A 21,471-nucleotide genomic window follows, 5' to 3' on the forward strand; every position below is an offset into this window, starting at 1 on the left:
CCGATCAGTCCGTCTGGTTTCCGGTCTCGTTCGTCGTTCCAGTCTCGTTGCCCGTCTCGTTCATCGCCTCGGTCTCGTTGCCGGTCTGGGTCTGGTTACCCATGCCCTGGCCGCCGGCCGGCTGGCCCTGGAACTCCTCTCCCTGATCCGGGGGCACGAGCTGCAAGACGGCACCCGTGTCGCCCTCGGGGACGCCCCGCTTGCTCACGAGGACGTAGATTTCCCCGTCGGCACCGCGGCCGAACATGCGGACGAAGTACGGGAGGCGGCCGTTCTGCGTCCCGGCGAACATCAGTTCTCGCATGGTCCAGAGCTCGTCCAGCGGGATTTCCGTGGGTGCAGCCTGGTCACCGCCCTCGGCTTGCGTGGCGTTGCCAGCTTGCGTTTCGTTCATCGCCTGCGTGGCGTTGCCGGCTTGCGTTTCGTTCATCATCTCCGACTCGTTCATCATCTCCGACTCGTTCATCATCTCCGACTCGTTCATCATCTCCGACTCGTTCATCATCTCCGACTCGTTCATCATCTCGGTCTCGTTCATGCCTTGGCCGGCTCCCTGCTGACCGAATTCGGCCGGCGGCTCCGCCGTGAAGACGCGACCCTGGGGCTTCTGCCGCGCGGGGTCTTTCGTCCACGTTCCGAAGACGTACTTCCCCTGAAGGTCGGCGACGGTGCTCTGTTCGTAGCGGTGACCGCCGATGACTGTGATCCCGACGGACTGGCCCTGATACGTGTGTGGGTACTCGGCGATCGGATCCAGCAGCGGCGACCCGTCGTACGGTGCCTGCTGCGGTTCAGAACTGGGGCAGTCGATTATCGCCGTCGGATCGGCCGCGCTCTCGGTACTGAAACAGAGGGTTCCCTCCTTGACGTTCCAGCCGTAGTTGCCGCCCGACTCGACGATGTCGACCTCCTCACGGAGGTTCTGCCCGGCGTCCCCGAGGAAGAAGTTCCCCTCGCTGTCGAAGGAGACGCCGAACGGGTTCCGGAAGCCGTAGGCGTAGATCTCGGACAGCGCCTCCTCCGTGTCGACGAACGGGTTGTCCTCGGGGATGCCGTAGGGCTTGTCGCCCTCCGTGCTGTCTACGTCGATGCGGAGCACGCTCCCCATGAGGTTGTCGGTGATGTCCTGGCCGTTGCCGCCACCGTTCTGTTCGTACCAGTCCGGCACGTGGCCGTACATATTGTCGTTGGCCCCGCCGCCGTCGCCAATCGGGAAGTAGAGGTAGCCGTCGGGACCGAAGGCGAACGGCCCGGAGTCGTGGTTGTACTGCGGCGAGGGGATCTCGAGCAGTCGCCGCTCGGTGTCGGGCTGGCCCTGTGAGAGGTCCTCGCTCGCCCTGAATTCCGAGAGGATCTCCCAATGGTCCCAGTTGTCCTGCGGAAGTTCCTGATCGACGCCATCCGGCGGTGCGCTGTAGTGGAGGTAGAACTTCCGATTGTTCTGGAAGTCCGGATGGAACGCGATGCCGAGTAGGCCACGCTCATCGTAGTTCTGCTGGGCGTCCGCGTAGTCACCCCAGAAACGCCCCAGCTCGACCATCCGATCGGAGATGTTGATGAACGGCTCCTCTTGGCGACCGTCGTCCGTGACGACCCACACCTCGCCGGTCTGGTCGGTCACGAACTGCCGGTCGTCGTCGGTGGTCGCCACTGCGAAGTCCGTCGGCGCGGTCATGCCCTCTGCGACGACCTGTGCGCCCACGCGCGCCCCCTGCTCGAAGAAGGTGGGCTGTGGGGCGGTCTGTTGCTGTCCTTCGCCGGCCGCACCGCCGAACTGGACGTCCCCGCGCATCGAGGCCGGGTGGACGTCACAGAGGTATTCGGCCATGCTCTCCTCCGCGGTGAAGGTGACCGTCTGGCTCGCGCCCTCCTCGCTGATGATCTCCGACTGTACGAGGTGCTCGCCGTCGGCGTTGACGATCGCGAAGTTGTGCGGCAGCCCGTCGAGGTTCTCCCAGTACACCTCGTACTGGCGTCCCGTCTCGAGGTTCAGCGTCGGGTTCGGCCCTTCGCCGAGGAAATCCGCCTGAAAGCCGCCGAGTATCGTCCATCCGGACGTCTCGCCGCCGAGTCGGATCTCGGTCGGCTGGTCCTGTGCGAGGCCGACGCCGCTCATGCCGGCCAGCAGGCCGGTTGCCCCCGCGGATCGGAGGAGATGACGGCGCGACGTCTTCCACGATCGGTTGGCGGTGCTACGTGATTCATCGGTTCGGTGCTCATCGGGCGTGTCTCGTACCATGTGCGTTTCCAGAGACCGGAAATACGCCAAAGAACCCACCCAGCCGTTCCGTCTCTTCCAGCGTCTAACCCCAATTTTCTCGCTGTCAGCCGCAAATCACTCGAGAGCGGGGGTACGACGGAGGTTCGTCCCTGCGACGTCGTTCCCATACGCTGTCAGCGAATAATCTCTTTCCTGGGTAATAGCGTACTACTCATCGTGACGGCCGCGGATAGCCGACGGAACGGCTCTCACCGATCGAGAAGGCGGAGCCGTCCGACGCGATCGGACCTCGGCCCATATCGGTGCGTGATCTGGCAGGCTGCTCGGGCAGGCTCGAGGATTCAAAAGAGGAGATCGTTGATCTCTTCCTCGTCGTTGAGCCCCTCCTGTGCGAAGGTGTAGTTCTGGGCACCCACCTCGACGGAAAACGCGTACGCCGTGACGAGCCGGTCGGTCCCCTCGTAGCGGTTGTACTGATTCGACAGCTGATACAACGCCGGCGCATTGAAGCCGTCGCCCTCCGTCTGCCCGGTGACGAACCAGCCCTCGTCCTCGTCGTAGGTCGCGCCGAGGTTCGCCGTCTGGGAGACGAAGAGCAGGAACCGTTCGCCGGTGTTCAAGTACGCGGCTACGTAGGTGTCGTACCCGGTGAGATTGCCGCCCACGTCCGCCGGGACGTCGGGGGAATAATCGATCGGGCGGGACACGAGCAGAAACTCCGCCTGATTGTGGAAGGCGTTCTGGAACGTCGCGACCCGAAACCGGGTACCGTTCTGGACGTCGTCGGCGTCGCCTTCGTCCCCTCCATCTTGGGCGGTCGCCGTCCCGGTCGCAGTGAGGCCAGCGCTCGCGGCGAGGGTCCCGGTCGCCAGCGAAGCGCGGCGCGTCGAGTCGTCTCGACCGCGTTCGGTCGGCTTCGACGGATTATCGGATGGCATACCAATAGCGTTCGAGCCCAGCATCGGTCCCGACAAAAGCAGCCGTTTCTGTTCCACGTAAACGTTCAGTTTGGCCGGGGAAGAACCCGGTCGTCGCGGACCGTCGCCGTCGCGCTTCCGCGGTGCGTGCGCGGCTCTCGAGGTGCTGGCTCGCGCTTGGGACCGCGTCGAAGCCCGGACTGTAGTCCATCGGATCGGGGAGTGAAGCCGGTCGCAGCCAACAGCGTGGTGGTCTCGTCGGTGTCGTCGCTGGACGGCGTCAGGGCTCGCAGTCGTCTTCTATCGCGGCGACACCCTCGACAGTCACCGCACGCCGGCCGCAGTCCCCTCGGCGTGCGCCGATCGGTCGCTCCTCGATCGTGTCGGTCGCAGACCCTGACACATCCCGGTCGGCCGCTTGCGGAAAAGAGACGGGGACACCGCGGCGCGCGACGGTCTCGCTCGTGGCGATGAGCGTGCCCGCGTGTCTCAGAAGAGGAAGTCGTTGACGTCCTCTTCCGTGTTGAACCCTTCCTGGTTGAAGACCTGATCCTCGACGTCCTGCTCGAGAGGGTACGCGTATGTGATAATCAACCGATCAGTGTCGGCGTAGTTGCTGTACTCGTTCGCCAGTTCGTACAGCGCCGGCTGATTGAAGCCGTCGCCTTCTTGCTCTTCGTCGTCAACGAACCAGCCCTCGTCCTCGTCGTAGGTCGCGCCGAGGTCCGCCTCCTGCGAGACGAAGATGTTAATTCGAGTCGAGGAGTTCAGGTACGTGGCGACGTGCGTATTGAATCCGGTAAACGGACCGCCAATGTTCTCCGGGACGTTGGGCGAATACTCGACGACGCCTGACGTGATCAGAAACCGTGAGCCGCCCCGGTAGTCGTCGTGGAACATAGCGACCGGGATGCGCTGGTTGTTCACGATAGCGTCAGCGTCATCTTCACCACCATCTTGGGCGGTCACTGTGCCCGACGCTGCTAATCCGATCGCAGCGGAGGCTAATGCGCTTTGCTTCAGAAATGACCGGCGCGATTCATCGTCAACGATTCGGTCGAGGTGATGTGTATGATCGTCAGCCATTGTTTTTCTCAATCTGTGCTCCGTTCTTCCTCGGACCACGTCAAGAAGGACCGTCTCCGTTGTCGGAGAAATGGTTTGTTGGACTGTCGTAATAGGGAATCAATTCACAGAATCAGCGTCTTTTAGGAGTTCGCGGTCTCGAGCGCCGTTGGGTTCCTCGGCCAACGGCACGCGCCCTCGTCTTCCGTCGGTCACGAAACGCCGTGAGCAGTCGTACGATCGTCCTCGAGATTAGTCGCCCGATTGACGTGCGTTCACTTGAAAGCTCTACGTTGATTACCGATCCGATGTTGCGTTCGAGTGGCTATGTCCGTAGGTAAACTCGGTCCCGAGAACGTGATCACTACCGGCCGAGACAGCGATCTGGCCGAACTAACCGAAACGCTGGCCGACGAGAACGTCGGCGCGATCGTCGTCACGGAGGACGACGAACCCGTCGGCATGGTCACCGACCGCGACGCCGCGCTCGCGATCCACGAACACGACGACGTCGGCTCGGTCTCTGTCGAGGACGTGATGACCGACGATCCCGCGACGGTCCACGAGGACGACGATCCGATCGCGATCTCGGAAGCGATCGAGGAACACAACGTCCGTCGGTTCCCCATCGTCGACGACGACGGCAAGCTGGCAGGCATCGCGTCGCTCGACGATCTGGTCGCGACCATCGGCGAAGAACTCGAGAACGTCTCGGAGACGATCGAAGCCCAGTCGCCGGCGTACCGTCCGTAAGCGCCGTTTTACGCCGCGTTCTCGACACTTGCGACCGCGTGACCGAGCGGTCGCCGCTTGCGTCGCGGTGTCGTCCCCGCGGTCCATCGAACCTAACACGTCGGGCGGCCAACGGTCCCCATGGACAGTCGACCGGACGTGCTCGTAATCGGTGGCGGTGCGACCGGCGCGGGGATCGCAAGGGACCTCGCGCTCAGGGGAGTAGACGCGACGCTCGTCGACCGAGACGGGCTCTCGGCCGGGACGTCGGGACGCTCGCACGGCCTCCTCCACAGCGGAGCGCGGTACGCCGAGGCCGACGGCCCGGAGGCCCGCGAGTGCCTCAAAGAGAACCAGATTTTGCGCCGGATCGCGGGCGCGTGCGTTCGGGAGACCCGGGGCCTGTTCGTTCAACTGGCCGGCGACGATCCGGCGTACTTCGCGGCGAAGCGCGACGCCTGCGACGACGCCGGGATTCCGACCGAGATCGTCGACGCCGACGCGGTTCGCGAGGCGGTGCCGGGCCTCGCTGCCGACGTAGAGCGGGCGATGTGGGTCCCCGACGGCGTGGTCTCCCCGTCGCGGCTGGTCGCGGCTAACGCCGCGGACGCGAGAGACCACGGCGCGCAGATCCGAACCCACGCGCCGGTCGAGTCGATGACCCGCGAGGACGGGCGGATCGAAAGCGTCACACTCGACGGCGACGCCGACGAGACGGTCCGGCCGCGCTACGTCGTCAACGCGACCGGCCCCCATGCCGGTCGGATCGCCGACATGGCCGGCGTCACCGTCTCGATGCGACCCACGCGGGGCGTCATGGTCTCGGTCGCGTACGACGGCCTCGAGCCGGTGCTCAATCGCTGTCGGGAGCCTGCCGACGGGGACATCGTGGTGCCCCACGAGGGCGAGGTCGTCCTCGGCACGACGAGCGTGACCGTCGACGATCCCGACGACTACGAACGGGCCGACTGGGAGGTCGAACGGACCGTCGAGGAGTGTGCTGCGATGCTGCCAGCGGTCGCCGACGCCGACCGCGTGCGAACGTGGTGGGGCGTCCGCCCGCTGTACGAACCCGACGAGGCCGCCAGGGGCGGCCGCGGTATTTCGCGCGGCTTCCACCTGCTCGACCACGACGCCGAGGGGCTCGCAAACTGCTGTAGTATCGTCGGCGGGAAGCTGACGACCTACCGGAAGATGGCCGAGGCGACGGCGGATCTCGTCTGCGATCGGCTCGGCGTCGACGCCGACTGCGCCACCGCAGATCGCGACCTTCCGGGCGCGTCGGAGCCGGATCGCCTCGATGCGTTCGTCCGGGAATTCGACGGTCAGGGGCCAACGGACGCGGACATCGTCGGCCGATAGCGCGGTAACTCGAGCGGGAGAGCGCCGTCACTGTCGGGTTCGAAAACCGGAGAACATGGCCGCACGGAGACGGCCAGTCAGAACTCCTGTGTGACGTCCGACCAGAGGGGCAGGTCCGACGAGTGGTCGACGTCGACGCGCAACTCGTTGTCGTCGTCGAAGCCGATCGAGATCCGTTCGAGGTTTGCAACGTACCGTGTCTTCTGATGACGGCCCCGGCGGACGCCGCCGGCCTCCTCGACTAGCCCGGCCTCCGACAGGGCGTCGAGTTTGCGGTAGATCGTCGAGAGCGGCCGGTCAGTCGCCTCGGCGACCTCGTGGACCGTCATCGGCTCCTCGAGCACCGCGATGATCTCCCGACAGTCGCCGTCGTCGAGCGCGTCGATGACGCACTCGAGGTCGGGAGTATCGTCAGACGAGGAGAACTCGAGTGACATAGGGTGCAGCGACATTGGGAGCGAGGCCTAAAGACACGTTTGGTTATGGGTGTCACCGTACTAACACCGCGCACTCGGGACGGCCACGCGAGGCCGATCGAGTGGGGCAACTACATGTGCGGTCGGCCCAACTGGCCGCGTATGAGCGACGATCGGACGCCAGAGTCCGCGATCGAGAACACGCCCGGCCAGGGACGAACGCCGGACGCCGAGCGCATCGAACCGGCCGCACCCGAGGAGTTCGGCCTCGTCCAGGTCTGGTGGGGTGACGGCAAAGGGAAGACGACGGCCACGCTCGGCATGGGACTGCGCGCCGCCGGCCACGGCTACCGCGTCCACATGCTTCAGTTCATGAAAGGCGGGGCCTCGAGCGTCGAGGCCGTCCGCGGCGAGTACAACGCGATCGCCGCCCTGCCGGGGATCAGCTACGAAAATCTCGGCCACTACGGCTGGCACGGCATGGCCGACGGCAGCGACGAGGCCGACCACGAAGCCCAGGCCCAGGCCGGCCTCGAGCGCGCACGGGACCTGCTCGAAGCGGCCGGGGAGGCCGACCTCGAGGAGCCGATCGACCTCGACGCCGACCCCGAGGACGGCGTCCACATGCTGCTCCTCGACGAGATCCTCTACGCCGCCGACCGCGACCTGATCTCGGAGGCGGACGTACTCGAACTCGTCGACGCGAAACCCAACGGCCTCGAACTCATCCTCTGTGGCAGCCACACCGAACCGGAGTATCTCACGGACCGCGCCGACCTGATTACAAACGTCCGAAAGGTGAAACATCCGATCGACGACGGCCAGCGAGCGCGACGCGGGACCGAGTTCTGATCGGCGCTGCCGTCGTGGCCGCCGAGCGCTTCCATCGGAAGTCGATGACGGGCTGTCACTACTATCCTACCAACACAGTTATTATCAATTCGTCAGAATTGACTGGCGTTCAATGGGAGCAATTCGGGTAGACGGACTGCACAAGTCCTACGGAGCCGTCGATGCGGTGGCGGGGATGACGTTCACCGTCGAACGGGGAGAGCTGTACGGCTTCCTCGGGCCGAACGGGGCCGGGAAGACTACGACGATCCGGACGCTGACCGGCCAGATCCGGCCGGACGCGGGCGAGGTGCGCGTCCTCGAGACCGATCCGGTCGCAGAGCCGATCGAGACGCGGCGGCGGGTCGGTATCCTGCCGGAACAGGGGTCGCCGCCGAGCTTCCTTACGCCGCGGGAGTATTTCGAATTCGTCGGGGAAGTACGGGATCTCCCGGCGGAGCGAGTGGCCGATCAGACCGCCGACTGGGCACAACGTCTCGGCTTCGAGAGCAAACTGGACACCTTACACACCGATCTCTCCCGCGGCCAGCAACAGAAGGTGATGATCACGCAGGCGTTCCTCCACAAGCCGGACGTGGTCTTCATCGACGAGCCGCTGGCGAACCTCGACCCGCTCGTCCAGGAGCAAGTCAAGCAGTTCCTCGTTTCCTACGCGGCCGGCGATAACGCCGTCTTCGTCTCGACGCACAACATCGACGTCGCCGAGGAGATCTGTACCCGCGTAGGGATCGTCGCCGACGGCCAACTCGTGACCGAACGGTCGCTGACGGACGGGGCCGACCGCGACGACGAATCGTTACTCGACCTGTTCCTCGAGCGCGTCGAGGGCGAGGCCGAACGAGATATGCCGACGCTCGAGGCGACCGGCGGGGCGAACGGATGACCGGAACCGGTACGTCAGACTCGGCGAGTCCGGCCGGCCCGACCCGAAACGGGTCAGGAGCCGGACTCTCGACGCCGCGGCTGCTCGCGATCCTCTTTCGCGAGGAGTGGCGGATGCACACCGAACTGTTCGGTGGCTGGCGTTTCGCTACCTTCCCAGTCGTCATCGCCGTCCTCACCGTCGGCGCAACGGTCGCGCTGCTCGAGACCGGCACCGACCCGGGGACGGTCGTCGGCGGCCTCCACGTGCTGGCGCTTGGCTTCGGGCTCTACAGCGGCACCGCGGGCTTTGCCGGCTCGGACATGCTCGAGAACGTGTTCGGAGAGCTCTCCTTGCTGCTTTCCTCCTCGACGATGCTGCCGCTTTCGCGACGGCGCTTGCTCGGCGTCTTCCTCCTGAAGGATGCGCTGTTCTACGGCGTCGCGTTCGTCCTGCCGATGGCGCTGTCGAGTGCGGTCCTCGAGGGGCTCTCCGCGTCGGCACTGCCGTCGGTCGCGCTGTTCTGGCTGTCGCTGTGTCTGGTCTTCGCGGCCGGGATGGCAACCACCGTCGCGCTGATCGCCGTCCGAACCCAGGGTGTGCCGCCGTGGGCTATTGGACTGGCGATCGGGGTCGCCGTCATCGGTGGCTGGGTGACCGGGAGCCTCGGTTCCGTTCGGGCCGTCTTCGTTCCGATCGACGGGTCTGCGATCGCCGCCGGGGGACTGGCCGTCGGGACGGTCGCCGTCGCGACGGTGGCGCTTGCGGTCTACGACCCGACGTACGGCCGGCCGTCGCGGACCGCGACGGATCGATTCGCCCGGCTCAGCGGGACGCTTCCGCTCGAGAACGACGCGCTCGTCACGAAGACGCTGCTAGATCTCGCCCGGTCCTCGGGCGGCGTCTGGAAGCCGTTCGTCTCGTCGACGATCCTGCTCGCGCTGGTGGCCGCGCTCGTCGGCGTCGTCGACTCGATCACCGGCATCGCGCCCGCATCCGGGATCTTCTTCGGCGGCGTCCTCGGGCTCTCGGCGTTTACGACCTACAACTGGCTGACCCAGTTCGATTCACTCGAGGCCTACCTCACCTACCCCGTCTCGGTCGAGGACGTCTTTCGGGCGAAACGGATCGCGTTCGTCCTCGTCGGCGCGCCGGCGGTCGCGGTCCCCTACCTCGCGGCCGTCCTCTGGTTCGACGCGACGGTCGTCGACGCCGTTGTCGGTGCCGTCCTGCTGGCCGGCTACGCGCTGTACTACTACGGGCTGACGGTCTATATCGCCGGCTTCGATCCCAACGAGTTCCTCTTCGACGCGGTCCGCTTTGCGACCTTCACCGTCGGCGTCGCCGTCGCGCTCGTCCCGACGCTGGTCGCCGGCTTCGTCGTGGTGCCACCCTCGCTCGAGCTCGCCGCCGCACTCGGATTCGGCGGCGTCGTCATGGGAATCGTCGGCATCGTCCTCTCGAGTCGCGCCGGACCGCGCTGGGACGCGCGATACAGAACGGAGTAGCCGACCGAGATCTCGAGGCACGCTCCGAACTCAGCGTTCGGGCCGTGGTGCAGCCTCGTACCGCTCGATCTCGTCCGTCTTCTCGACTCGGTCGTAGATCGAGCGCAGCGTCTCTTCGGCTCGCAGGAGGTCGTGCGCTTCGAGGAACCGTCGCCCGTCGTCGCTGATCCCGTAGAACTTGTACGGGAGATCGTTCCGCCGACGATCTCTCGGGAGCGTTACCTCCTCGACGATCCCGGCCTCGATGAGCCGTTGGAGGTGCTGCCGAATCGTCGTCTGACTCTTACTCGGGTTCACGTAGTCCAGTTCCTTCAGTGTCGGAAGCCCCTCGGGATGGCCGAGGAGGTCCTGTACGAGGGCGAACCGCGTCTCCTGGGTGACGACGTTCAATCGCTCGCGGACCCGCTCGAGGTCGGTCGACGTTCGATCCGGCGTGCTCATACCTACCGGTTCGTCCGATTCGTGCAAAAGCGTTTCGCCCGAATGCGAATCGCCTACGAACGAATTATCGACATAATGATATCGAAGTCACAGTCGGTGAATTGAAGCGGCTCCCCCGTGTCTGCCCGTTCGATGAGCGAGAAGCCGGTGTCCGTCGACGAACTGGCAGCGAAAGCGGAATCGTACCTCCACGATTCGTCGTTGACGCCCGAAGAGTACGAAGCGCTCAAGCACAGCGTGACCGAGCTCTCGCCGCTTTTCACGACCGGAAGCACGTACTTCGTTCTCGGCAATTACGGTCGGCCAGAGATCCATCGCCTCCAGCTCGTCAAGGACAGGCTCAATCGCCGGACGGACAGCTACGCGTTTCTGATGGTCGATATCCGAAGCGAGTGGACGAACACGTATCTCAAATTCCGCCTCCTCGCCGACTACGCCGACTACATCGTCGGCGTGGCCGAACACGACCGCGGCGGATTCCTCGTCGAACAGGGATATTTCACCGCTCTCGAGCAGTACTTCGCGAAGACGCACGTTCTCAAACGAGCCTACGACGACGTGGCGGACGCGGATCTCCAGACGGCCGTCGATATCGAGAACCCGTACAGCGGGATGCAGACGGCGATTTTCGACATGCTGGCGGACGCGGATCGACTGTGCGTCTGGCAGACGGAGGACGACCTCCGTGACTGCGTCAGTACGCTACCGTGACGGCGACGTGCAGGTCCCGCGAACCGATGGACGACTCGTCCGAGACCGAACCGATAGGACGATACCACCGGCCGTGCGAACACTCTCTCAACGCGGATGACCAGAACCCTTCTCGTCGCCGGCACCGCGAGTCACGTCGGCAAATCGACGGTCGCGGCCGGCCTCTGCCGGCTGCTCGCCGATCGCGGGATCGACGTCGCCCCGTTCAAGGGCCAGAACATGAGCAACAACGCCCGCGTGGTCGTCCGGCCGGACGCAGACGGCCGCCGGCGTGGCGACGCCGACGACGCCACTGAAACGGCCGATACGGGCGATCAGTGGGGTGAGATCGGCGTCTCTCAGTTCGTGCAGGCTCGAGCGGCCCGCACGACTCCGACAACGGACTGCAATCCCGTCCTTCTTAAGCCCCGCGGCGACGGCGAGAGCCAGCTGGTGTTGCAGGGCAAAGCGCACGATCACGTGCCCGCTGGCACCTACTACGAGGAGTACTGGGAGCGAGCGCGCGAGGCCGCCGAGGAATCGTACCGCAGGCTGGCCGCGGCCAACGACGTGATCGTCGCCGAGGGCGCGGGGAGCATCGGCGAGATCAACCTGCACGATCGGGACCTCGCGAACGTCGAGACCGCCGCATTCGCCGACGCGGATATCCTCCTGCTGGTCGACATCGAGCGCGGCGGGGCCTTCGCCAGCCTCTACGGCACCATCGAACTCGTCCCCGACGCGGTGCGCGAGCGGATCGTCGGCGCGCTCATCACAAAGTTCCGGGGCGATCCCGCCCTGCTCGAGCCCGGTATCGAGGAGATCGAATCCCGGACGGGCGTGCCGATTCTGGGCGTGGTTCCCTACGACGATCCCGGCCTCCCCGAGGAGGACAGCGTCGGGCTTCCCGACAGCGAGGAGCGGGGCGTTGTCGGCGACGACGACGGCGTTCCCGCCGACCGACGGATTCGGATCGCCGTGCCCCGGCTCCCCCGACTCTCGAACGCGACCGACCTCGAGGCGCTGGCCGCCACACCCGGCGTCTCGGTCGTCTACGTGCCGGTCGATCGCGGAACGGAGGCAGGCGGACCCACGGCCGGCGATCCGCTCGCGGGCGTCGACGCCGACGCGGTCGTCCTGCCGGGGACGAAGAACACGGTCGACGACTTGCTGGCGCTACACGAGGCCGGCTTCGCCGAGGCGCTCGCGGCCTTCGACGGGCCGATCGTCGGCGTCTGCGGCGGCTACCAACTGCTCGGCGAGCGGATCACCAACGCCGCGCTCGAGGGTACCGGCGACGACGATGTCATCGAGGGGCTGGGACTGCTGCCGGTCGAGACCCGATTCGAGGGGGACAAGCACCTCGAGCAGACGACCGTCCCCGTCGACGGCTCGGCCTCGCCGCTGCTTTCGGGAGCCAGCGGAACCGCGTCGGGCTACGAGATCCACGCCGGCCGGACCGTCGCGCTCGATGACGTGACGCGACCGCTCGGGGACTCGAGCGCGGCCAGCGGGCGGGTTCTGGGGACGTACCTGCATGGTCTCTTCGACAACGAGTCGGTGCGGACGGCGTTTCTCGACGCCGTCGCGGCGAGTGCGGGGGTCGACCGACCGGCGGCGGACGACTCCGAGCGCTCGGCGGCAGCCAAAGCGGGCGACGACGGCTCGACGCCGTCCGATCGCGCGGCGCGACTGATTCGCGAGAACGTCGATCTGGAAGCGCTTGGCGAGCCGTTCGCGAAGATTGGGTGATCGAACCGATACAGCGCCGTTATACCGGCCCGTCGCGGTAGGTTCCTAGCAGTTCCTCGAGAATAATACACTCCTGATCGGTTTCGTCGTAGTGCGTGTCGATGAAGCGTTCGGCGGCCTCGTAGTTGCCGCGCAGGCCGTGTTTGCGGACGTTGATCACCGCGTCGAGAAAGAGGGTGCCACCGTCGGCCCCGAGCGCTTTGGCGTGGTCGCGCTCACTGATGTCGAGTTCGGCTTTGATCTCGTCGAAGTTGAACGTCTTCACCTCGTGATCCGAATCGAGCAGTGTGAGAACGTACTCCGCGGAGAACCGATAAAACTCGGATTTACTCTCGAACATACCGTCTTCGACGAGCGCGTCGATCTCCTCGACCACGTCGTCGGGGTACCTGACGGTATCCTTCGCCATGTCCCGCTATTTTTCGCCACTCGCTAATTACTGTTACGGAGACCAGTCAGGCGCGGTACGCGTCCGGTGGTGCATCTGCCAGTCCACGGTGCGGGGCAGTCGTCTCGGTCCGTATCGAGTCTCGAAACGGAACGAACGTTAAAGGGACCGGCACGGGTTCTGTCACACGAGTAGGTGTGATCGACGTGTACCCCGGTGTCGTCCTCAGTTCCCTCCCGTGGTGGATCGCAGCACCGCTGGTCCAGCTCGCGATCCTCATCGCCGGGATGGCGCTCGACGAGACCTATGTCAACCGAACGACGGTGTTTACCGGTGCGATCGCGGCGCACGTCCACGTGCTCGTGGCCGGCGATGTCGGTCTGCTGGTGGGCCTCTACGCCGATATCGGCCTGGTTGTCGGCGCGTACGGGCTCTACACCTACGTCGTCGACGCCTACGTCGGTGCGGCCTTCCGACTCGCCGCGTTTTTCGTCTATTCGCCGCTGGCGGCCTTTCTCGTGATCTTGACGGCCGGCCCGACGCTGTTCGGGGTCGAACCGCTGTTCGTTCCGGCGCTCGCACTGGCCGGCTACGCGAACCTGCGGCTTCGGGAGTACCTCTCGCCGAACGACCCCTACTACTTCGGTCCCGAGTCCGAGGCGGCGTTCGAAGCGGCCGTCGATGCGGCCGCTGCAAGCGGCGCGGACGCAGACGGTGATGGAGAGCGCGAAACCGACGGAACGATCGCGGAGGAGGCCACGAATACCGGCGGTTCGGCCGACGAGTCGGCCGCCGACTCGTACGACGGTCACGACGGCGGGGAAATCGATCCGCCGGGTGCCGAACCGGCCGCGGCCGGCGACTCGAGCGAGCGGGGTATCTTGCCTGAGTTCATGCGGCGGTTGTAGCGGGCGGTCGCGCCGTCTGACCGCCCGAGCGACGATCGGGAAGGAATTGGACGGCTTGCTCGAGCGCCGCGCATCGCCAACGCCCTGCAGATTTATTGTTTCTGCTGTCGAATTGATGACCGGTATGGTCGACGAAGCTGACCTCCGCGAGCAGCTGACCGACGCGTTCGAAGATGCCGAGTATCCGGTCTCGGGCCCGATGGAACTCGTTCCGGCACTGCCGAACGGTCCGGGCACGACGTTCGAATCCGGCGAGTTCTCGATGACGGCGATGGAGCTAAACGCCAAGACCTCCGGCGGCGATTTCCCCTACGACGGCGTCGACGCCCTCGTCGACGACCTGCTCGCGGAACTGCGAGAACGCGGCGAATTGTGACGCGGCGGTCGCTGTCGGTGAAATGCGGATGTGAGATGCCTCGAGGTGCTCGAGCCGCTCGAGTCGGTCTGAACGGTCATCGAACTGAAACCGCCGATCGACGGGCAATCGCTTCGTCTCTCGACCGGTCGGCCGGTCCCAACGGCCCACGGAAGCGATCGATCGCGCACCGATGTGTCAGCTTTCGACCAGCAAGCTTTTATTCTACGACTGTGTTACGAGACAAAAGAAGAGGGTTGCGGGCGGTTTCGACGGGATTTCAGTTAGGGGGACGTAGACCGATGACCACACTACAACGAGCGAAACCGATCGTCATCGTGACCGACACCGAGGCCGACGAGAGCCGTCTGCGGTCACGACTCGAGAGGGCGACCGATCGAGACGTTCGAACGGTCTCCGCGCCCGAAGCGCTCACGGCGTCGACGGACGCGGACGACCGCTCGCCGGCCGACGAGACGCCGCCGGCGATTGCCGGCGAATCGGATATGGCCGTGCCAAGCGCCGTCATCGTCGAACTCGAGTGTCCCGGCGAAATTCAGACGATCCTGCAGCGCGTCCACGCTCGGTTTCCGACCGCGCCGACGGTCGTCGCGCCGGCGGAGGGCAGCGAGCACCTCGCGACCGTCGCGCTACGAGCTGACGCGACCGAATACGTCCCGACGGAACGCGACGAGGACCCGGTCGATCGCATCGTCTCGACGATCCAGTCGCGGCCGGTATCGGGCGGCGATGGCGATCTGGACCACCGGATCCTCGCAAACGAGTTACCGGATGAGGCCTTCGTGATCGGCGAAGACGGCACCTATCTCGAGGTGAAGGCGCGGTCCGATTCGGCCGATCTCTCCTCCGTCTCCGCCGATGAGTTAGCCGGAACGACGCTGGCAGACGCGTTTCCCGATCAGGTGGCCGCGAAGTTACAGGACTGTATCGACCGCGCAATCCGGACCGACGGCGTGCAGTCCGTCGAATACGAGGTGGAAACGGTCGACGGCTACCGGCAATTCGAGGGCCGCGTCGTCCCGATCGACCAACGGATCCGCGGTCGACGCGCGGTCGTCTGGCTCGCCCGCGATATCACCGAACGGGTCAAGCGCGAACGCAGGCTCCGGTCGCGCCAGGACCAACTCGAGACGCTCAATCGGATCAACGCGGTCGTCCGGCAGGTGATCGAAACGCTGGTCGAAGCACCGGCGCGAGACGCCGTCGAGCGCGAGGTCTGCGAGCAGCTCGTCGACTCCGACCTGTACTGTGGCTCCTGGATCGCCGAACAAACCACCGACGACCGACTCTCCTATCGGACCGGGACGGGTGAGGCGACTGCGTCCCTCGATCTCGTGCGTAATCGGAGCGTCGACCTCGAGTGTTCGGCGACCGAGGTGATACAGACCGGCGAACTGCGGACCGTCAATCACATTTTCGACGACGAGTCGATTCCCGACCCGGTGCGGGCGGCAGCCCGCGAGGACGACGTGCGATCGGCGATCGCCGTCCCCATCACACACGAGGACGCGACCTACGGCGTGCTCACCGTCCTCGCGAGCCGCGACGACGCCTTCAGCGAGCGCGAGCGAGCCGGGTTCCGCCTGCTCGGCGAGACCATCGGCTTCACCATCATGGCGGTGAAAAACCGGCAACTGCTCTTTGCCGACACCGTCGTCGAACTCAAATTCCGAATCGACGGGGGCGATACGTTCTCGTTCGATCTCTCGGCGGAGTACGGCTGTACCTGCGCGCTCGAGTGGGCCGGGACCACCGCGGACGGGCGCACCTTCCAGTACGTGACGATCGACGGGCTGGACGGCGAAACGGTGCTCGAGGAGGCGACGGCCCACGATTCCGTCGAGGAATGTCGGCTCATCCACGACGGGGACGAGGGCTGTACGATTGAGATGCGGCTCTCGGAGTCGGGCGTGCGGACGCTCGCGAACCACGGCGCGACGATCCGCGACGTGACGGTCGAGGACGGCGTCGGGACCTGTCTGGTCGAGGTGTCACAGGATGCCGACGTTCGGGAGGTCGCGGAGGCGCTGACCCTCGTCTACGAGAACACGCAGTTGATCGCGCGCCGGGAAGTCGATCGTCCGGCCCGGACGGCCGCCGAGCGCCGAAACCAGATTCTCGACCGGCTTACGGACCGTCAGCTCACGACGTTGCGACTCGCTTACTACGGCGGCTTCTTCGACTGGCCGCGTAAGAGCACCGGCGAGGAGATCGCCGACGCGATGGACATCTCGCCGCCGACGATGCACCAGCACCTCCGAAAGGGGCACAAAGCCGTGCTCAGTGCGTTCTTCGAGGGCGACGAATACTGAGAGCGAGACGGAGACGACGCCGGCGTTGATGCGGTCTCGATCGCCACCGGTCGTCGGTGCTATAGCCGCTAAATCGATTTACACACTGATCCAATGCCGTCCAGCGATCAGGTGTGCGGTGACTTTCGGCGGCTACTCTAGACCGAATGCGGCGTTCACGTGCGACGTTCACGTCTGGCGAACGGTCACGATAGCTTAAAAGTAGCTCATATGAATCCGAGCGGCGATGACCGTGTCGCGTCGTCGTTCAACGAAGATGACGACGATCGGTCGGACGATATCGTCCCTCGGCCGGGGACCGAACCCGGACTTCGCATGGTAGCGCGTCCGTTCGAGACCCTCTTCGAGGGGTCGGACGGCCGGTATTACACGGACTGGCAGGTCCGGCAGCGCCGTCGGACGGGCGAGTGGCGGCTCTGCGTTCGGCAGCGAACGCCGGACCGGCGACTGGTCGAGACCGAGGACGGTGCGTTGTTGCTGCTCGCGCCGACGGCTGCCGACGAACTGCCGGCCGGCGTCGAGATTCGCGTGGCGGATGGCCGTGCGCGCGTCGTCGATACCCGCCGTCGGCCCTCGGAGTGACGGTTTACGGTTTAACGCGTGCGTATGTTCACCCGCAGAAACTGGGGCCGGCCGTGAGACGCCCCGCGTATGAAGCGTCGCGTGTTTCTCGGGACGCTCGGATCGGCGGCCTCGATCGGGACGATAGCGTACGCTTCCCGTGACCCCGCCGATACGCTCGCGGTTCGCGTCTGGCTCTCGGAGCAAGCGGCGAGCTACGATGGAGTCGGCGATCGCATCCTCGAGTATCTCGAGGCGATGCTCTCGCTCGAGCACTGGTCGCTCGAGGCCTCGATCGGCGGCACCGTCGCCGTCTCGACCGAGGACGCCGCACGCGTCACCCGCGGCGGCGAGTGGCCGATGGCCGTCGCATCGGGGGCGCTCGGCCGGCGCGACATAGAACCCGTCTCCGACGTCAACCTGCTGGTGACAGACGACGGGATGGAACGCGCGCCGACGGGGTACGGACTGCCGCACATCGCATCGGTCGGTGGGGCGCGACACATCGCCGCCCTCGAGTCGTTCGACGACCTGATCACCGACCGCGATCGCTCGCTCGCTCCGAACACGACGCCCGCGCGGACCGTCCAAGTGCTCGTCCACGAGGTCGGACACGCGCTCGGCTTGACACACGAACACGGGGTCGCCTTCCTGTACGACGGTGACATCGTCGCGACGCCGATGCTCAGCGCCTACGCGTGGGATCCGACTTACGACGCCGCCCGTTCGCAGTGCGGGACAGCGATACCGTCGGCGAGCGATCGAACGCGGATGCTCAGCCTCGCCTTTTCGTCGTGTGTACGCCGCGAACTGGCAACCTACGACGGCGGTCTCTCTGTGTAGGGTGGGCCACCCGGTTCGTCGGGGAAGCAGTGTTCGTCGACGATTGGAGGAGGAATTCGAGAGCAGCCGCTACCGGGCGGTCGCGACGGAGGGAAATTAGATCGAGTCGCGTCGGCGCGAATCGACGTGGGACGAACGCGAGCGGGCGGTAGCCGTTCTCGTCTATGTCGTTATTCCGTGTCTTCGGTGTCGTCCTCACCGCGGGCGAAACTCGCCTGTGCCTCCCCCTCCTGATCGGCAGCGGCGGTCGGCCCTTCGATGAGCGACTCGAAGTCGTCGGCCTCGTCGTACTGATCGCGGTACACCAGTGCCGCCTTCCCCGTCGAGGTGATCTCGTAGAGGCCGGACCGCTCGGCGGGTCCGATCTTTCGGACGAGTCCGTAATCTTCGAGAACCGGCAGTCTGGTGTTGATGTTCTTTCGACTCTTCCCCGTGTGTGCCGCTAGATTGGTCGCGACGTTTCGTCCCTTGTCCTCGAGCGCCTCGAGTATCAGGAAATCAGTTGGTTGTCTGAGTTTCACTCTCGTTCACTCTCGTACCGGACTATATTTCCAGTGGTAACTAATACTTTCGGCTCAGCACAGTATGTATCCTTTGGAAATTTCCAAAAGCAATCTCGGCCGACAAAGCGTCGCATCGTCACCGTTCGTTCGCGGACGTCAGATCGCTCGCTCCGATCAGGCGGCTGACTCGGCTCCGTTCGCGTCGAGCCACGAGAGGAAGGAGGCGACCTCGGCCGGAGAGTCTAGCCGACAGGACGCCGCCGAGGGATCGTCACCCCCGACACGGACGCCGATGCCGTCAGGTTCGACGACCCGAAACGCCGACTCGTCGGTGACGTCGTCCCCGACGTAGATGACGGCTGTCTCCGGCGGCTCGTCGGCGGCGATCAACTCGACCGCGTTGCCTTTCCCCCACGGGAAGTCCGGGCCGAACTCGAGGATCCGTTTCCCCGCCGAGAGCTCGAGATCGCCGCCGCCGAACCGGTCAACGACGCCGTGTGTAATCCGCCGGACGACGGGTTCGGCGGCCGGCGGCACGGACCGGAAGTGGACCGTCCCGGTCAGTCGTTTGTTCTCGACGCGGGCGTTCGGCACGCTCGCGAGCGCCGTCTCGAGGATCGAGCAGAGGCGTTCGACCCGAGCAGCGCGCTTGCGCGCCACTGGATGGACGGCGATCGACCCGTTTCGGGCGAGTTCGAGCCCGTGGTTTCCCGCGTAAATCTTGGGGCCGTCGATCCGCTCGCGGACGTCGGTCAGGGCGCGACCGCTGATCACCGCCGTCGTCACCGCGTCCGTCCGCGTCAAGGCGGCCACTGCCTCCCGATTCCGGTCGGTCGGCGCTGCCGCGTCCGGGTCCTCGACGATCGGCGCGAGCGTGCCGTCGAAGTCCAGACAGACGAGTAGGCCGTCGGCGCGCTCGAGCGTCGTTCTGACGGCTGGCAAGCGCTCCTCGAGCGGGTCAGGGGGAGATTCGGCGTTCGCCATCGGTCACACCGGCGGGGTCGGCTCCGTGGAATCCGAGCCGGTGCTCGTTTCGCCCTCCCCGGAACCGTCGTGAACGCGGCGGATCCAGTCGAACTGGGTGTCCATCCACGTCTCGATGTCACCGGCGAAGACGCGCTGTCGGAGCGTGTTCAGCCGCCGCCGGCGCTCGTACGGCGGCATCGCGAGCGCGTGCTCGAGTTGCGCGACGAACCCGTCGGTGTCGGTCGGATCGATCGTCAACGCGTGCGAGCCCAGCCGCTCGTGTGCGCCCGTCCGGTCGCTCAGTACCAGCGTGCCGTCGCCATCGACACTCGCGGCGACGTACTCCTGGGCGACCAGATTCATCCCGTCGACCAGCGGGCTCACGACCATGACGTCGGCGTGACGGTAGAGCGCGCAGATATCTTCGCGAGGCAAGACGTCCTCGGTGTAAACGATCGGCCGCCAGTCGGCGGTCGCGAACCGTCGATTGATTCGCTCGACCTCGCCGCGGACGTGGTCACCGTAGCGCTCGTAGGTCTCGATCTCCGTCCGCGAGGGGGTCGCTTTCTGGACGAAGGTAAAGTCGCCGTGCCAGTCCGGATTCCGCTCGAAGAACCGCTCGATTGCCGTCAGCCGCTCCGGAATTCCCTTGGTGTAATCGAGCCGGTCGAGACCCAGACCGAGCTTCGTTCCTCGAGGGATGCCGTACTCCCCGAACAGCGACGAAACTTGCTCCTGTTCCGTGGATCGGGCGTCCCGGTCGTACGACTTCGCGTCGACACCCATCGGCGTCGCGACGACGCGGGTCGTCCGTCCGTCGTACCGTACCGTCCGATCGGCTCGGTCGACGGTCGCGTTCGGGAGGAAGCGATCGACGCAGTCGAGGAAGCGATCGGCGTATCCCTCGACGTGGAACCCGAGCAGGTCGTTGCCGAGCAGCCCCTCGAGAAGCCGGCCGGCGGCGGGGCAGTGCCGATACGTCGCCGGCGTCGGCCATGGGATGTGCCAGAAGTGGGCGACGGTCGCGCTGTCGGGGACCGACTCCCGGATCAGCCGCGGCGCGAGCGCGAGGTGGTAGTCCTGTACCCAGATCACCGAATCGTCGTCGGCGTGCTCGCCGACGCGGTCGGCGAACCGCTCGTTGATCCGCTGGTACCACTCGAAGTCCGTCGGCCGGTCCTCGATCAGATCGGGAAAGCCATGACAGAGCGGCCAGAGAACGCGGTTGCTGAAGCCGTAATAGTAGCCATCGACCGCCTCCTCGGAGAGATCGAGCCGGCAGAGAGTGTAGGCCTCCTCGTCGGGCGGGACGGCCACGCAGTTTCGCTCGTCCGCCACGTCAAAGTCCGCGTCGCCGTCGCCCCAGGCGATCCAGGTCCCGTCGGTCGCCTGCACCACCGGATCGAGGCCGGCGGTCAGGCCTCCGGTCGGTTCATCGACGGTGATCGACCGCTGCGACGCGGTCGACCGGGCACCGCCGTCGGATTCGGTCGGCCGCCCGCCGTCGGCGCTGTCACCGGCGTCCGCGGACCCGCCGTCCTCGTACTCGTGACGGTAGGGCTCCCGGTTCGAGACCACGATCAGCGACCCGGGGCAGTCAGAGCCCTCGACCGCGGCACTGTCGTCCGTCCGGCCGCGACCGTCGCCTCGCCGTTGTCGGTCGTGCACAGTCGTCGACGACAACCGCTTAGTATCTCGCATTCGCTGAAAAAACACAGCCTCCCTACTGGTTGCTTCGCGGCCTGCGCTTGCTGGGCGTCTAATATGCTCCCACTGGCGGCCTCGAAACCCGAACG

21 protein-coding genes and 1 pseudogene are annotated in these 21,471 nt (G+C 65.7%); 12 read left to right on the forward strand and 10 right to left on the reverse strand.

What is annotated here, in order from left to right:
* Window positions 1–4: 4 nt before the first annotated feature.
* From ACJ70B_RS15600 to ACJ70B_RS15615, 4 genes and pseudogenes are all read right to left on the reverse strand, one after another.
* Window positions 5–2,239 carry a PQQ-dependent sugar dehydrogenase gene (locus tag ACJ70B_RS15600; RefSeq protein ID WP_408957909.1) on the reverse strand — a complete coding sequence of 745 codons (2,235 nt, stop codon included), beginning with the start codon at window positions 2,237–2,239 and terminating at the stop codon, window positions 5–7.
* A 323-nt stretch (window positions 2,240–2,562) separates the two neighbouring features.
* Window positions 2,563–3,159, reverse strand: coding sequence for a hypothetical protein (locus ACJ70B_RS15605; protein ID WP_408957910.1), 597 nt, complete (start codon window positions 3,157–3,159; stop codon window positions 2,563–2,565).
* Window positions 3,160–3,627: 468 nt separating this feature from the next.
* Window positions 3,628–4,107, reverse strand: coding sequence for a hypothetical protein (locus ACJ70B_RS15610; protein WP_408960144.1), 480 nt, complete (start codon window positions 4,105–4,107; stop codon window positions 3,628–3,630).
* Between the two features lie 6 nt (window positions 4,108–4,113).
* A pseudogene (locus ACJ70B_RS15615) lies at window positions 4,114–4,224 on the reverse strand (twin-arginine translocation signal domain-containing protein); the annotation flags it as partial.
* 306 nt (window positions 4,225–4,530) lie between these two features.
* Between ACJ70B_RS15615 and ACJ70B_RS15620 the strand changes: the two are divergent.
* Both ACJ70B_RS15620 and ACJ70B_RS15625 read left to right on the forward strand, forming a co-directional pair.
* Complete coding sequence (locus tag ACJ70B_RS15620) at window positions 4,531–4,956, forward strand: CBS domain-containing protein (protein WP_408957911.1); 426 nt, start codon at window positions 4,531–4,533, stop codon at window positions 4,954–4,956.
* 120 nt (window positions 4,957–5,076) lie between these two features.
* Window positions 5,077–6,297 (forward strand): FAD-dependent oxidoreductase, encoded by a 1,221-nt coding sequence (locus tag ACJ70B_RS15625; RefSeq protein ID WP_408957912.1) that lies wholly within the window; start codon window positions 5,077–5,079, stop codon window positions 6,295–6,297.
* A gap of 77 nt (window positions 6,298–6,374) precedes the next feature.
* Here ACJ70B_RS15625 and ACJ70B_RS15630 read toward each other — a convergent pair whose 3' ends face one another.
* On the reverse strand, window positions 6,375–6,734 hold the full coding sequence (locus ACJ70B_RS15630) for a helix-turn-helix domain-containing protein (protein WP_408957913.1): 360 nt from the start codon (window positions 6,732–6,734) through the stop codon (window positions 6,375–6,377).
* A gap of 141 nt (window positions 6,735–6,875) precedes the next feature.
* On the opposite strand from ACJ70B_RS15630, the gene ACJ70B_RS15635 reads away from it, so the two are divergent.
* The 3 genes from ACJ70B_RS15635 to ACJ70B_RS15645 all read left to right on the forward strand — a co-directional run bounded on the left by ACJ70B_RS15635 (window position 6,876) and on the right by ACJ70B_RS15645 (window position 9,935).
* The gene (locus ACJ70B_RS15635) at window positions 6,876–7,565 is read left to right on the forward strand and encodes a cob(I)yrinic acid a,c-diamide adenosyltransferase (RefSeq protein WP_408957914.1); all 690 of its coding nucleotides are present in this window, start codon (window positions 6,876–6,878) and stop codon (window positions 7,563–7,565) included.
* Window positions 7,566–7,677: 112 nt separating this feature from the next.
* Complete coding sequence (locus tag ACJ70B_RS15640) at window positions 7,678–8,448, forward strand: ABC transporter ATP-binding protein (RefSeq protein ID WP_408957915.1); 771 nt, start codon at window positions 7,678–7,680, stop codon at window positions 8,446–8,448.
* Window positions 8,445–9,935 carry a hypothetical protein gene (locus tag ACJ70B_RS15645; RefSeq protein ID WP_408957916.1) on the forward strand — a complete coding sequence of 497 codons (1,491 nt, stop codon included), beginning with the start codon at window positions 8,445–8,447 and terminating at the stop codon, window positions 9,933–9,935. Before ACJ70B_RS15640 ends, ACJ70B_RS15645 begins: the two co-directional genes overlap by 4 nt.
* A 30-nt stretch (window positions 9,936–9,965) precedes the next feature.
* On the opposite strand, the gene ACJ70B_RS15650 is transcribed toward ACJ70B_RS15645, so the two are convergent.
* Window positions 9,966–10,376, reverse strand: a complete 411-nt coding sequence (locus tag ACJ70B_RS15650; protein ID WP_408957917.1) for a helix-turn-helix domain-containing protein — start codon at window positions 10,374–10,376, stop codon at window positions 9,966–9,968.
* A 132-nt stretch (window positions 10,377–10,508) separates the two neighbouring features.
* Here ACJ70B_RS15650 and ACJ70B_RS15655 point away from each other — a divergent pair, with 132 nt between their 5' ends.
* Window positions 10,509–11,087 (forward strand): hypothetical protein, encoded by a 579-nt coding sequence (locus ACJ70B_RS15655; protein WP_408957918.1) that lies wholly within the window; start codon window positions 10,509–10,511, stop codon window positions 11,085–11,087.
* Window positions 11,088–11,183: 96 nt separating this feature from the next.
* Window positions 11,184–12,818 carry a cobyric acid synthase gene (locus ACJ70B_RS15660; protein WP_408957919.1) on the forward strand — a complete coding sequence of 545 codons (1,635 nt, stop codon included), beginning with the start codon at window positions 11,184–11,186 and terminating at the stop codon, window positions 12,816–12,818.
* Window positions 12,819–12,837: 19 nt separating this feature from the next.
* On the opposite strand, the gene ACJ70B_RS15665 is transcribed toward ACJ70B_RS15660, so the two are convergent.
* Window positions 12,838–13,227: a CopG family transcriptional regulator gene (locus ACJ70B_RS15665; RefSeq protein WP_408957920.1), complete on the reverse strand. Its 390-nt coding sequence runs from the start codon at window positions 13,225–13,227 to the stop codon at window positions 12,838–12,840.
* A gap of 176 nt (window positions 13,228–13,403) precedes the next feature.
* Here ACJ70B_RS15665 and ACJ70B_RS15670 point away from each other — a divergent pair, with 176 nt between their 5' ends.
* From ACJ70B_RS15670 to ACJ70B_RS15690, 5 genes are all read left to right on the forward strand, one after another.
* Window positions 13,404–14,114, forward strand: coding sequence for a hypothetical protein (locus ACJ70B_RS15670; RefSeq protein WP_408957921.1), 711 nt, complete (start codon window positions 13,404–13,406; stop codon window positions 14,112–14,114).
* 124 nt (window positions 14,115–14,238) lie between these two features.
* Window positions 14,239–14,490, forward strand: coding sequence for an MTH865 family protein (locus ACJ70B_RS15675; protein ID WP_408957922.1), 252 nt, complete (start codon window positions 14,239–14,241; stop codon window positions 14,488–14,490).
* 281 nt (window positions 14,491–14,771) lie between these two features.
* Window positions 14,772–16,802: a bacterio-opsin activator domain-containing protein gene (locus ACJ70B_RS15680; protein WP_408957923.1), complete on the forward strand. Its 2,031-nt coding sequence runs from the start codon at window positions 14,772–14,774 to the stop codon at window positions 16,800–16,802.
* Window positions 16,803–17,117: 315 nt separating this feature from the next.
* On the forward strand, window positions 17,118–17,384 hold the full coding sequence (locus ACJ70B_RS15685) for a hypothetical protein (RefSeq protein WP_408957924.1): 267 nt from the start codon (window positions 17,118–17,120) through the stop codon (window positions 17,382–17,384).
* Window positions 17,385–17,453: 69 nt separating this feature from the next.
* Window positions 17,454–18,206: a peptidase M10A and M12B matrixin and adamalysin gene (locus ACJ70B_RS15690; protein WP_408957925.1), complete on the forward strand. Its 753-nt coding sequence runs from the start codon at window positions 17,454–17,456 to the stop codon at window positions 18,204–18,206.
* 170 nt (window positions 18,207–18,376) lie between these two features.
* On the opposite strand, the gene ACJ70B_RS15695 is transcribed toward ACJ70B_RS15690, so the two are convergent.
* The 3 genes from ACJ70B_RS15695 to ACJ70B_RS15705 all read right to left on the reverse strand — a co-directional run bounded on the left by ACJ70B_RS15695 (window position 18,377) and on the right by ACJ70B_RS15705 (window position 21,376).
* The gene (locus tag ACJ70B_RS15695) at window positions 18,377–18,727 is read right to left on the reverse strand and encodes a winged helix-turn-helix domain-containing protein (RefSeq protein WP_408957926.1); all 351 of its coding nucleotides are present in this window, start codon (window positions 18,725–18,727) and stop codon (window positions 18,377–18,379) included.
* 156 nt (window positions 18,728–18,883) lie between these two features.
* A complete protein-coding gene (gene otsB / locus ACJ70B_RS15700; protein WP_408957927.1) occupies window positions 18,884–19,693 on the reverse strand; it encodes a trehalose-phosphatase in 810 nt (269 codons plus the stop codon).
* Window positions 19,694–19,696: 3 nt separating this feature from the next.
* A complete protein-coding gene (locus ACJ70B_RS15705) occupies window positions 19,697–21,376 on the reverse strand; it encodes a trehalose-6-phosphate synthase (protein ID WP_408957928.1) in 1,680 nt (559 codons plus the stop codon).
* Window positions 21,377–21,471: the final 95 nt, after the last annotated feature.

The organism is Natrinema sp. 74, from assembly GCF_046097095.1.
Lineage (GTDB): Archaea > Halobacteriota > Halobacteria > Halobacteriales > Natrialbaceae > Natrinema.